11 protein-coding genes and 1 pseudogene are annotated in these 12,264 nt (G+C 70.1%); 7 read left to right on the top strand and 5 right to left on the bottom strand.

The window, feature by feature from the left end:
- The first annotated feature begins 31 nt into the window (after positions 1-31).
- From MQH31_RS05605 to MQH31_RS05580, 6 genes and pseudogenes are all read left to right on the top strand, one after another.
- Positions 32-760, top strand: coding sequence for an ABC transporter ATP-binding protein (locus MQH31_RS05605; RefSeq protein ID WP_243011681.1), 729 nt, complete (start codon positions 32-34; stop codon positions 758-760).
- The gene (locus tag MQH31_RS05600; protein ID WP_243011244.1) at positions 750-1,694 is read left to right on the top strand and encodes an ABC transporter permease; all 945 of its coding nucleotides are present in this window, start codon (positions 750-752) and stop codon (positions 1,692-1,694) included. The genes MQH31_RS05605 and MQH31_RS05600 overlap by 11 nt, the downstream gene beginning before the upstream one ends.
- Positions 1,613-2,422, top strand: a pseudogene (gene cobA / locus MQH31_RS05595) (uroporphyrinogen-III C-methyltransferase); the annotation flags it as partial. The gene MQH31_RS05600 and the pseudogene cobA, both read left to right, overlap by 82 nt.
- Positions 2,423-2,493: 71 nt before the next feature.
- Entirely contained in the window at positions 2,494-3,897 is a 1,404-nt protein-coding gene (locus MQH31_RS05590; protein WP_243011243.1) for an FAD-dependent oxidoreductase, read from the top strand.
- Positions 3,894-4,211, top strand: a complete 318-nt coding sequence (fdxA, locus tag MQH31_RS05585; RefSeq protein WP_243011242.1) for a ferredoxin — start codon at positions 3,894-3,896, stop codon at positions 4,209-4,211. Before MQH31_RS05590 ends, fdxA begins: the two co-directional genes overlap by 4 nt.
- A gap of 32 nt (positions 4,212-4,243) precedes the next feature.
- Entirely contained in the window at positions 4,244-4,645 is a 402-nt protein-coding gene (locus MQH31_RS05580; protein ID WP_243011241.1) for a four-helix bundle copper-binding protein, read from the top strand.
- A 32-nt stretch (positions 4,646-4,677) separates the two neighbouring features.
- Here MQH31_RS05580 and MQH31_RS05575 read toward each other — a convergent pair whose 3' ends face one another.
- Positions 4,678-8,367, bottom strand: coding sequence for a chromosome segregation SMC family protein (locus MQH31_RS05575; protein ID WP_243011240.1), 3,690 nt, complete (start codon positions 8,365-8,367; stop codon positions 4,678-4,680).
- A gap of 124 nt (positions 8,368-8,491) precedes the next feature.
- Here MQH31_RS05575 and MQH31_RS05570 point away from each other — a divergent pair, with 124 nt between their 5' ends.
- The gene (locus MQH31_RS05570) at positions 8,492-9,601 is read left to right on the top strand and encodes a GNAT family N-acetyltransferase (RefSeq protein ID WP_243011239.1); all 1,110 of its coding nucleotides are present in this window, start codon (positions 8,492-8,494) and stop codon (positions 9,599-9,601) included.
- A gap of 137 nt (positions 9,602-9,738) precedes the next feature.
- Here the strand turns inward: MQH31_RS05570 and mutM are convergent, their stop codons facing one another.
- The 4 genes from mutM to MQH31_RS05550 form a co-directional block, all read right to left on the bottom strand.
- Positions 9,739-10,644, bottom strand: a complete 906-nt coding sequence (gene mutM / locus MQH31_RS05565) for a bifunctional DNA-formamidopyrimidine glycosylase/DNA-(apurinic or apyrimidinic site) lyase (RefSeq protein WP_243011238.1) — start codon at positions 10,642-10,644, stop codon at positions 9,739-9,741.
- Positions 10,645-10,656: 12 nt separating this feature from the next.
- Positions 10,657-11,376 (bottom strand): ribonuclease III, encoded by a 720-nt coding sequence (rnc, locus tag MQH31_RS05560; protein WP_243011237.1) that lies wholly within the window; start codon positions 11,374-11,376, stop codon positions 10,657-10,659.
- Positions 11,377-11,481: 105 nt separating this feature from the next.
- Positions 11,482-11,685 carry a 50S ribosomal protein L32 gene (gene rpmF, locus MQH31_RS05555; RefSeq protein ID WP_134447547.1) on the bottom strand — a complete coding sequence of 68 codons (204 nt, stop codon included), beginning with the start codon at positions 11,683-11,685 and terminating at the stop codon, positions 11,482-11,484.
- A gap of 2 nt (positions 11,686-11,687) precedes the next feature.
- Positions 11,688-12,263: a YceD family protein gene (locus tag MQH31_RS05550; protein WP_243011236.1), complete on the bottom strand. Its 576-nt coding sequence runs from the start codon at positions 12,261-12,263 to the stop codon at positions 11,688-11,690.
- Position 12,264: the final 1 nt, after the last annotated feature.

Raw genomic sequence — 12,264 nt, 5'->3', positions numbered from 1 at the left:
TGCGGTGGTCGCAGCGGACGTCGAGACGGCCATCAGGGTCGACGGGCTGTCCAAGCGTTTCGGCAAGGCCGGGCCCGTCGTACTCGACAACATCAACCTCACGATCAGGCCGGGCGAATTCGTCTGCCTGCTCGGGGCCTCCGGGTGCGGCAAGTCGACGCTGCTCAACATCATCGCGGGCCTCGAGCATCCCTCGGAGGGCACCGTCACGGTGGCGAGCGGCAAGAGCGCCGTCATGTTCCAGGAATCCGCCCTGTTCCCCTGGTTGACCGCGAGCCGCAATGTGGAACTCGCCCTCAAGCTGCGCGGGGTGCCGCGCGGCCGGCGCCGCGGTGAGGCGCTCGAGCTCCTCGACCTCGTCAACCTCGCGGATGCCGCGAACAAGCGCCCGCACGAACTCTCCGGGGGCATGCGCCAGCGGGTCGCCCTCGCCAGGTCGCTCGCGCAGGACCGCAAGGTTCTGTTGATGGACGAGCCCTTCGCCGCCCTCGACGCGATCACCCGCGACCTCCTCCACGAGGAACTCGAGCGGGTCTGGCGCGAGACCGGCCGCACGATCGTGTTCGTCACGCACAACGTGCGCGAGGCCGCCCGGCTCGGGCAACGGGTGCTGCTCATGTCGAGCCGTCCCGGCCGCATCCGCAACGAGTGGCGCATCGTCGACGACGGTCCGCGCCGGATCGAGTCGCCGGAGGTTTCCCGCCTCTCCATCGAGATCACCAACCACCTCCGAGAGGAGATCCGCCGCAATGCCGCCTGAGACATCCACCGACACCGTCGTTCCCGGCGCCCTGGAGCCGGACACCGCGACCGGCTCCACGACCGGCAGCCGCGCGGACTTCCGCACGCTCGAGGCCGGGCTCGACGCCCTGCAGACTTCGCCGCTCGTCGAGAAGGGCCCGTGGCGCCGGTTCGCCGACGGCGTCCTGCCGCCGGTCGTGCTGGTGCTCGCGCTCATCGCGGCGTGGCAGTTCTACATCGTGATCGCCAGGCCACGTCCCGACCTCACGCCCGGCCCGCTCGACGTGCTCACCTCGATCACCGACCTCTGGTCGACCGGGCACCTGCAGACGGCCGTGGTGACGAGCCTCTCCCGCGGCGGGATCGGGTTCCTGATCGCCGTCGCGATCGGTACCCCGCTCGGCCTTCTCCTCGCCGAATGGCGTCTGCTCCGCCGCGCCCTCGGCCCGCTGCTCTCCGGGCTGCAGGTGCTCCCTTCCGTCGCCTGGGTCCCTGCCGCGATCCTCTGGTTCGGCCTCAGCGATGCGACCGTGTACTTCGTCGTGCTGATGGGGGCCGTGCCGTCGATCGCGAACGGCCTCGTCGCCGGCGTGGACCAGATCCCGCCGCAGTTGCGCCGCGTGGGCACGGTGCTCGGCGCCAACCGCGTCGAGATGGCCACCCTCGTCGTGCTTCCCGCCGCGATGCCTGGCTATCTCGCCGGCCTCAAGCAGGGCTGGGCATTCTCCTGGCGTTCCCTGATGGCCGCAGAGATCATCGCCGTCGGCGGGTCGATCGGCTTCGGGCTCGGCTCGATGCTCCAGCAGAGCCGCGAACTCGCGGACCTGCCCGGGGTGCTCGCGACGATCCTGGTGATCCTGTTCGTCGGCATCCTCGTCGAGCTCGTGCTCTTCGCACCCGCCGAACGCCGCCTGCTGCGCCGTCGCGGCCTCTACCTCACGGCAGGCCGGTGAGCGTGGCACGCGACCGTGTCGGCACCGTGCACCTCGTCGGTGGCGGCCCCGGCGATCCCGGCCTGATCACCGTGCTCGGCCGCCGCTTGCTCGACGAAGCGGATGTCGTCATCGTCGACCGGCTCGGCCCGCGGTCCCTGCTCGACGAGCTCGACCCCGGCGTGCTCGTGATCGACGTCGGCAAGCTTCCCGGCCACCACCCGGTGCCCCAGGACGAGATCAACGCGCTCCTCGTCGAACACGCCCGCGCCGGCCGCCGGGTCGTGCGCCTCAAGGGCGGCGACCCGTACGTGCTCGGTCGCGGCGGCGAGGAAGCAGCGTACTGCCGCAGCAACGACATCCCCGTCGAGGTCATCCCCGGCGTCACGAGCGCCATCTCGGTGCCTGCTGCGGCCGGCATCCCGGTCACCCATCGCGGGGTGGCGAACGGGTTCACCGTCGTGACGGGCCACGAGCTGCTTCCGTCCCTGCCGGGGGGCAGCGACCACACCGTCCTGCTTCTGATGGGCATCTCCGGCCTCGCCGTCTCCGCGGCGATGCTCGCGGACGGACCCCGCGGCGGGGACTGCCCGGTCGCCATCATCGAGGACGGCTACGGCCCGAACCAGCGCGTCACTTTCGGAAGTCTCGCAACCATCGCCGGCCTCGCCGCCGAACGCGGCGTCCGCTCCCCCGCCGTTGTCGTTGTGGGGGACGTCGTCACCCTCAGCCCGCTCCACCCCCGGTACCGCAACCAGCTCGCGTCCGACGAACCCCGTTCCGGCCGGCTCATTCCAGAACCATCCCGAAAGGCCCTTTCATGACCACCCATACTCTCCGCGTCGCCATTATCGGCGCCGGACCCGCGGGAATCTATGCCGGCAACATCCTCGGCAAGGCCGTGCGCGATGCCGGCGGCACGGTCGGCATCGACCTCTTCGACACCCTCCCCGCGCCGTACGGCCTGATCCGCTACGGCGTCGCCCCCGACCACCCGCGGATCAAGGGCATCGTCACGAGCCTCCACGAGATGCTCGACGCCGGAAGCATCCGGTTCCTCGGCAACGTCGGCTACGGGACCGACCTGAGCCTGGACGACCTGCGCGCCCACTACCACGCCGTCATCTTCGCGACCGGGGCGATCCGCGACGCGGTGCTGCCGATCCCCTGTACAGAGTTGCCCGGCTGCTTCGGCGCCGCCGACTTCGTTTCCTGGTTCGACGGACACCCCGACGCCCCCCGCGAGTGGCCGCTCGACGCCCGCGAGGTCGCCGTGATCGGCAACGGCAACGTCGCCCTCGACGTGGCCAGGATGCTCGCCAAGCACGCCGACGACCTGCTGCCCACGGACATCCCGGAGAACGTCTACGCGGGCCTGGCCGGCTCAGCGGTCACCGACGTCCATGTCTTCGGTCGCCGCGGGCCCGCCCAGGTGAAGTTCACTCCGATCGAGCTGCGCGAACTCGGCGCGGTACCGGACGTCGACGTCATCGTCTACGACGAGGACTTCCCGAGAGACGAGGCCTCCGAGCAGTTCCTCGCCGCGTCCAACAACCAGGTCAAGGTGATGAGCCGCACCCTCAACGGCTGGCTCACGAAGGAACCGAGCGGGGCCTCGCGCCGCCTGCACCTCCACTTCCTGCACTCCCCCGTCGAGGTCTACGGCACGAACAGGGTCGAGGGCATGCGCTTCGAGCGCACCGCGCCCGATCCCGCCAACCCCGGCGGTGTCACCGGGACAGGCGAAATCCTCGACTACCCGCTCCAGGCGGTCTACCGCGCCGTCGGCTACCGCGGCAGCCCCCTCGCCGGGGTGCCCTTCGACGAGGCACGCGGCGTGATCCCGAACGACGGCGGCCGGGTCCTCGACCCGGCCGCGCAGCCCGTTCCCGGCCTGTACGCGACCGGCTGGATCAAGCGCGGCCCCGTCGGCCTGATCGGGCACACCAAGAGCGACGCGCTCGAAACCGTCACGCGACTCGTCGCCGATCTCGATTCCGGGCTCCTGCCGGAACCGGTCGAGGACGACGCAGACGCGATCCTGTCCGTGCTCGCCGCCCGCGGCATCCGCTTCACCGAATGGGACGGCTGGCTCGTGCTCGACGCCCACGAACGCGCGCTCGGGGCCGCGGATCCCTCGACGGTCGACCGTGAACGGGTGAAGGTCGTCCCGCGGGACGAACAGGTCGGCATCAGCCGCTCCGTGGAACTCGTCTCCTCGTGACGTATGTCATCGCGCTGCCGTGCGTGGACGTCAAGGACCGCGCCTGCGTCGACGAATGCCCGGTCGACTGCATCTACGAGGGCGAACGGTCACTGTATATTCACCCGGACGAATGTGTCGACTGCGGGGCCTGCGAGCCGGTCTGCCCGGTCGAAGCGATCTACTATGAGGACGACCTCCCCAAGCAGTGGGCCGGCTATTACCGTGCCAACGTGGACTTCTTCGAGGAGCTCGGGTCGCCGGGCGGCGCGGCGAAGACCGGCGTGCTGACCTTCGATCACCCGTTGATCGCTGCGCTGCCTCCGCAGGCCTGACCGGACGTCGCCGACAGGGCTAGAGTGTCGGCATGTCGGGTGCGGGGTACGATGGCGGGTTCAGTGCAGGCGAGTTCAACACGATCGCGGCGCGGACCGCCGCCTGCGTCGCCGCGTGCGACGCGCTCATCGCCGCGAGCGAGGACTGTGCGGACGCCTGCCTGGCCGAGTCCGGTGACGGCGACGTGACGGCGTGCTTCCTCGCCGACCTCGACTGCATCGAGATCTGCGCCTCGACGAGTCGGGTCCTGTCGTGGCACACCCGAACCGACGGGCCGACGGCCGCGTCGATGCTCGATACCTGTATGGAGGCCAGTCGCGCGTCCTCGGCCGCGTGCGAGCGGATGCTGCAGCACCGGCCGGACTGGACGAGTTGCGCGCCCGAGTGCCGCAGGGTCACCGACGCCTGCGCGGAGGTGCTCGCCCTGCTCTGAGGCCGACGCACCGTCCTGCTCGGGACCCCGGCTCAGGACGCCTGTTCCTCCTGGCGCACGATCCGCTGGCCGACGACCGCAGAGACACCGTCCTGGCGCATCGAGACGCCGTAGAGGGCGTCGGCGATCTCCATCGTGCGTTTCTGGTGCGTGATGATGATGAGCTGGCTGGCTTCACGGAGGTCCTGGAAGATCGTGAGCAGCCGGCCGAGGTTGGCGTCGTCGAGGGCCGCCTCGACCTCGTCCATGATGTAGAACGGGCTCGGGCGGGCCTTGAAGATCGCGATCAGCAGCGCGACGGCCGCGAGGGAACGCTCTCCGCCGGAAAGCAGCGAGAGCCGCTCGATCTTCTTTCCGGCCGGCTTCACGCTGATCTCGATGCCGGTGGTGAGCAGGTCGTCCGGGTCGGTCAGGCGGATGCTGCCGGACCCGCCGGGGAACAGGACGGGGAAGACCTCGGCGAAGGCCAGCCGGGTGTCTTCGAAGGCGCTTCCGAAGATGGCGCCCATCGTGACGTCGAGGTCGTCGATGATCGTCAGAAGGTCGGCCCGGGTGTTGGTCAGGTCGGTGAGCTGCTCGGTCAGGAATTTGTGGCGCTGCTCGAGCGCGGCGAATTCCTCGAGCGCGAGCGGATTGATCCTGCCGAGCTGGGCGAAGCGGCGCTCTGCTGCGGCGTGGCGGCGCTGCTGCTGCTCCCGGTCAAAGGGCATCGCCTCCCCGTCCGGGTCGTCGTCGGGCGGAACCGGCTGGTCCGGCCCGTATTCCGCAACGAGGATGTCTTCGACGAGGCCGAGTTCGCTGCCGGCGCGTTCGAGGAGGCCGGAGAGGTGCAGCTTCTTCTCGTAGATCTGCAGTTCGAGGCCGTGCACGCTCTCGGTCACGGCCTGCAGTCGGCCGCGCAGGGCACCGTCCTCACGGCGCAGGGCCGCGAGTTCCTCGTTCTGGCTCAGGCGCTCGGCCTCGGCGGTCGCGAGGCGGAGCCGGCCTTCGCTGACGGAGACGTCGACGGCGGCGAGAACGGCCGGGAGCGCCTCGGCGACGTGGGTCGCGGCATCCACCTGGCGACGGCGGATGACCGCACGCCGTGCGGCCGCCTCGGCTGCGGCCTGATCGCGTTCGAGCTGCCGCGCGAGGCCGGCAGCGCGGGCCTCGCCGGAGCGCACCCGCTCGCGGGCGGTCTCGACGCGGAGCCGCGCCTCGACCTCGTTCTCGCGCGCAGCTTCGAGCTCGGCGTGCAGGGCGTCGCGGACCGACACGTCGAGGATCGGACGTGGGCGGGAGAGCAGGGTGACGAGCCCGGCCTTGGTGCGCTCGGCCTCTGCCTCGGCGCCGGCAACGGCCTGCTCGGCGACGAGGACGCCGGCCGCGAGGCGCTCGAGCTCCGCGGTCGCGGCCTCGAGCTTCACCGTCGCCCGGTTCGTCTTCTCGGCCTGGGCCGCGAGGCGGGCGTCGAAGGCGCGGAGCGCGGCGAGGGCCGCGACGGACTGCTCCTTGCCGAGGCGGAGCAGGCCGCGCTGCTCGGCGAGATCGCCGCTGACCTGCTCGATGCGGGAGCGGACCTCGCCGAGGCGGTCCGCCGCGGAGTCGCGGTCGGCGACGAGTTCGAGCTTGCTGCGTTGCGCGCCTGAGCCGCCGCGGAGCACGAACTCGCTCAGCACGTCGCCGGCCAGGGTGATGATCGTGAGCGGGGTGCCGGTGCTTCCGGAGATGCCTGAGGCACCGGAGCCGGTGTCTGCGAGGCCGGAGGTGAGAAGGCCTGCTGCGAAACGGGCGGCGTCGAGGTCCTCGGCGATGACGGTGTTCTCGAGGAGTCCGAGGACACCGTCCGGTGCGTCGACGACCGAGCCTGCCCAGACCAGGCCTGGCCACTCGGCGAGGCTCGGGCGGGCGGGCGCGCCGGACCCGCGCCGGCCGGGGGTGCCGCCGGCGGCATCCGCTGGGGCGCTGCCCGTTCCGGAGGCTTCTGGCGTCGCGAGGATGAGCTCGACCCGGCCCAGGTCGTCTGCCCTGACCCGGTCGAGTGCCGCGAAACCGGCGGCGCGGTCGTCGGCCAGCACGGCGTCGGCGAGGGAGCCGAGGGCCGCGGCGATCGACGCCTCGTAGCCGGGGTGCACGCGCACGTGTTCTGCGACGAGCCCGCGGATGCCGTCCAGCCGGGCCCCGAGGAGGGCCGAGGAGCCGTCCTTCTGGTCGAGGGCCAGGGACAGGGCGCTCGCGCGGGCGGCGAGGGCGTCGCGTTCGCGTTCGAGGAGGTGAAGTTCTTCGCGGAGACGCTCGACCTCGCCCTCCGCTGCGGACACGACGGCCTGAGCGGACGCGTAGTCCTCGGACAGCCGGGTGTTCCCGTCGGCTTCGCCGGTATCGGCAGGATCGCCGCCCACAGTGCCGGTGCCCGCGTTCTCCGCGTTGGCCTGTTCGGTCTCCGCTTCCAGGGCCTCGAGGAGGGACTGTGCCTCCTGCACACGCCCGGCGGCGGCATCCCGGGCGTTCTGCTGACGGAGTACGTCGCCACGGACCGAGGCGAGACGGGAGGCTGCGGTTTCGGCCTGGCCGCGCAGTTTGGAAGCCTCGAGGTCGTGGCGGGAGATGAGCGCCGTCTGGGCGGAGATCTCCTCATCGACGGCGTCGAGCTCGCTCCGGGCGGTCGACGTGGCCGCGCGCGCCGCGGCCCAGGCGGCCTCGGCGACCGCGATGCGTTCGGTGAGGCGGACGATCTCTGCCGCGGCGTCCGTGAGCATCGCCGGGGTCACGCTCGGGCCGGCGTCGACCGATTCGGCCTGGGAACCGAGCAGGGCGAGCCGCTGGTTCGCGAGCGTGTAGAGGCCGCGGAGCCGTTCCTGAACCGATTCGAGGCCGAAGCTCGTGCGCCGGGCGACGTCGACGGCATCGCCGATCTGGGCTTCCTCGAGGCGGTGCAGGCGCAGCTGCTTCTGGTCGAGCTGTTCCTGGAGCACGATGCGTTCGGAGTGCCGTTCGCTCTCGCTGCGGCCGTGGGCGTCGAGGGTCCGGCGCAGGCCGACGACGTCGTCGGCGAGCAGGCGGGCTCGCGCGTCGCGCACGACGGCGGCGATGGTCTGTGCCTCGCGGGCGATCTCGGCCTGGCGCCCGAGGGGTTTGAGCTGGCGGCGGATCTCCCCGGCGAGGTCGCTCAGCCGGGTCAGGTTGGCCTGCATCGCGTCGAGCTTCCGGAGGGTCTTCTCCTTGCGGCGGCGGTGCTTGAGGATCCCGGCCGCCTCCTCGATGAAACCGCGCCGGTCTTCCGGGCTCGCGCGCAGCACGGCGTCAAGCTGTCCCTGACCGACGATCACGTGCATTTCCCGGCCGAGGCCGGAGTCGCTCAGGAGTTCCTGCACGTCGAGCAGCCGGCAGCTCTGGCCGTTGATGGCGTACTCGCTGCCCCCGTTGCGGAAAAGGGTGCGCGAAATGGTGACCTCGGTGTAGTCGATCGGCAACGCGCCATCCGTGTTGTCGATCGTGAGCGTCACCTCGGCGCGGCCGAGCGGGCCCTTGGTCGAGGTGCCGGCGAAGATGACGTCCTCCATCTTGCCGCCGCGGAGCGTCTTGACGCCCTGCTCCCCCATCACCCAGGCGAGCGCGTCGACGACGTTGGACTTGCCGGAGCCGTTCGGCCCGACGACGCACGTGACGCCGGGCTCGAAGGCGAAGGTCGTGGGTTGCGCGAACGACTTGAACCCCTTGAGGGTGAGGCTCTTCAAGTACACCCGTGCGCCCTTCCCGTGAGTAGATATCGGCTCTCCCACGGTACCGGACGCATCCGCCCGGCCCGGGAGGCGCGGCGTCAGCGGCGGGGTTTCGACGCGGACGACCGTTGGCTACTGTTCCTGCATGGACGAGCTCAGGCGCAGGATCGAAGAACTGCCGATTCCCCGGCAGCCGGGAGCGGAAGGCTGGGACGACTTCGCCGCCGCCGCGGACGTTCACAATGCGGTCGAAGCGGATGCCTATGGGAACGGAGAGCTGTCCGTGACGGCGGAGGAGGCGCTCCCGGACTGGCTCAACCAGGACTGGGAGCCGAAGCGGCTGTTCGTTCTGCGGGCGGGCGACGATCTCGGTCCCGGTACCGGGGCCGGGGCCGGCCGCATCGTCGCGCGCGGCGACTACGAGCGGGAAGGATCCGACACCGAAACCGCCTGGCTCCGGGTCGACGTCCTTCCGGAGTTCCGCAACCGTGGCATCGGAACGGCGCTGGCCTCCCTGCTCGAGGCGACCTCCGAGGCGGACGGCTGCCGCAACCAGATCGTCTACGCGGTCTCGGCGGATGCGCCCGGCGAACGGCTGACGGCCCCGACCGGATTCGGCTCGCTCCCGCTGCGGAACCCCGAGGTACGGTTCCTGCTCCGGCGCAGCTACCGGCTCGAGCAGGTCGAGCGCGGTAGCCGTCTGGCGCTGCCCGCCGCGCAGGAGCGGGTCGGCCGGCTCCTGCGCGAAGCAGAGGAGCACGCGGGCCGCGACTACGACATCGCGCAGTGGGAGGGCATCACACCGGCCCGGTGGCGCACCGACATGGCGTGGCTCTACGAGCGCATGAGCACGGATGCCCCGACCGCCGGCCTCGAGGAACCCCAGGAATTCTGGCACCCCGACCGTCTCCTCGAGACGCAGTCCCTCGCCGAGGCCGGCCCGCGGACGATGTACACGACGGCCGTGGTCCACCGCGAGTCCCGGAAGCTCGTGGGATTCACCGAGCTCTCCGCCCCCGCGGAGACGGACCGGCCCGTGCACCAGGAGGACACCCTCGTGCTGCGGGAGCATCGCGGACACCGGCTGGGTCTGCTGCTCAAGGCCCGGAATCTGGAGAATCTCCAGCGGAATGACCCGGGGCATCCGTCGGTGATCACCTTCAACGCGGAGGAGAACCGGCACATGCTCGCCATCAACGAGGCTCTGGGTTTCGAGCCGATCGGCTACGAGGGCGGCTGGCGCCGCCGCACCTGACCCGTTCCCCCAGGCATAACTCCTGCACATTCTGCCGACGCCGACCGGCGGCCGCGGGATTCCGCGGCTGTGGACCGCAGCACCCGGAATGTGCAGGAGTTATGCCTCCCCGCAGGGCGGGCCGGCGGGGTCGGGGGTCAGCGGAGGCGCTGACAGACCGGGCAGAGGTGCGACGACCGGTTCATGAACTGCTCGCGCACGATCGGCGTACCGCAGCGCGGGCACGGCTTGCCCTGCTGGCCGTAGGCGGCGAGGCTGTGCGAGAAGTAGCCGGACTGCCCGTTCACGTTCACGTACTGCGCGTCGAAGCTCGTCCCACCCTCGGCGAGGGCGCGCTGCAGCACCGTCCGCACGGCATCGAGCAAACGGATGACCTCGGCGCGCGACAGGGACGATGCCGGCTGGTCGTAGTGCAGTCCAGCCGCGAACAGGGCTTCGTCGGCGTAGATGTTCCCGATGCCGCTGACCCAGGTCTGGTCGAGCAGCACCCGCTTGATCCCGGAGCCGCGACGGGCCAGGGCGGACAGGGCCGCGTCCGTTCCGAAGTCCGGATCAAGCGGGTCGCGCGCGATGTGCGCGACCTGGCCGGGGATCAGCCTGCTCCAGGCGCCGACGCCCGCCCCGGCGAATCCGCCCGGACGTCCGTCGGCCGTGGGCTGCATCCGGTCGACGGCCATGCTGCCGAAGATGCGCTGATCGGCGAAGTTGAGCCAGAGTTCCCCGTGGTCGGGCTGATCGAGGTGCAGGCGGATGCGCAACTGGCGGTCTGCCGCCGAGCCCGGTTCCCTGAGCAGCACCTGCCCGCTCATCCCGAGGTGGATCACGAGGGCGCGACCGGTGTCGATCGGCAGCCAGAGGAACTTCCCGCGGCGGACGGCGCCGAGCAGCACGTTCCCCTCGAGTTGCTCGGCGAAGGGACCGGACAGCGGATCGTGGCGGCGCAGCGAGCGGGGCTCGAAGATCTCGACGGCGGTCACGGTGGCGCCGGTCACGGCGGGTTCGACTCCCGCGCGGACGACCTCGACTTCAGGAAGCTCGGGCATCGAATCGCCCGGTCAGCGTGGGACGAGCCGGTTCCACGCCTCGAGGGCTGCGGCCATCTCGGCGTGCTTCTTGCTGGTGCCTTCGCCCGTTGCGACGACGACGCCGACGGTGACGGTCGCGATGAACACCTTGGAGTGATCCGGTCCGCTCTCGGCGATCGCGTAAACGGGCACGCCGGCATCGAGGCGAGCCGCCGCTTCCTGGAGGCTCGTCTTCGGGTCCATGGACACACCGAAGTGACCAGGGTCGTTGAGCATCGGCGCGATCAGGCGCAGCACGAACGCCGTGGCCGCGTCGGCACCGGTGTCCAGATAGACGGCGCCGATCAGTGCCTCGACGGTGTCGGCGAGGATCGATGACTTGTCGCGGCCACCGGTCAGGATCTCGCCTCGCCCGAGCCGGATGTACGCGCCGAGGCCGAGGCCCCGTGCGATTTCGGCAAGGGCGACGCTCGACACCAGGCTGGCCCGGCGCTTGGCGAGGTCACCCTCGTCGAGCAGCGGGTAGGTGCGATAGAGCATCACCGTGACGGCCTGGCCCAGGATCGAGTCGCCGAGGAATTCCAGGCGTTCGTTGGTGGGGACGCCGCCGTTTTCGTACGCGAAAGACCGGTGCGTGAGCGCCAGTGCAAGCAGGCCCTCATCGATCTGGACGCCGAGCGCGGCAACGAGGGCCGACGGGTCGGCCTCCGAACCGGTCAACGGCTGTCCGGATGCTCGGTTCCCGGTCATACGGCGACCGCCCCGGTGGTACCGCGACGCGCCGCGCGGATGATCCGGGTCAGAAGACCCGGCATCCGTCGGAGGAGCGGTACCAGGGGCGTATGCATCGCCGAATTAAATGTCGGCGACCTTGCGGCCCTTGTACTCCATGAACATCGCGGTTCCGGCGGTGTCGGTGACGACCTTGGCGCGGTGCGGGAGGCTGTAGACGACTTTGCCGTTTTCCATGGTCTTGACCAGGGTGGGGGCTTCGGCCTTCCAGCAGGAACGACGTGAGCGGGTGTTGGAGCGTGATTGCTTGCGCTTCGGGACTGCCATGACTACTTCTCTTCTCTTCTATCCGTTTCAGCGCGGATGTCTTCATCCGTGCCGATGCTTTCGGAAGCCTGGAAATTCACAAGCGCTGCCCAGCGGGGATCGCGCATTACTTCTGGTTCGAATTCAGGGGAAACGGCAAGCCGCTGCCCGGTCTCGGGGTCGAGACCCGGGCAATCCTGCCGGCAGACCGGCTGGAAAGGCAGTGACAGAACCACTGCATCCCTGATGAGCGGTTCAAGATCCACATGGTCCTCGACAACCGCACACTCATAAGCTTCATCAAGAGAGTACGCGAAAACCTCGTGAAACTCGACTCGGACAGGCAAGTCGATGTCAATCAGGCATCTTCCGCACTCGCCGGAGGCGATTCCGGAGATCTGCGCGGACACCAGGAGGCTCTCGTGCAGGGTCTCGAGACGGATGTTGACGTCGAGCGTCGACCCGGCCTTGACGGCAACGAGTCCCTCGCCGAGGTCGTCGGGAACGATCAGGTCGATGTGGCGCTCACGCATGGTGCCGGGGCGGTTGATGAGGTCACGCACGTCGACCTTGTACGGGGTCTTCTGAAACTTGGTCACG

The organism is Cryobacterium zhongshanensis, from assembly GCF_022760445.1.
GTDB classification, from domain to species: domain Bacteria; phylum Actinomycetota; class Actinomycetes; order Actinomycetales; family Microbacteriaceae; genus Cryobacterium; species Cryobacterium algoricola.
This window is presented reverse-complemented; position numbering and strand designations above follow the sequence as displayed.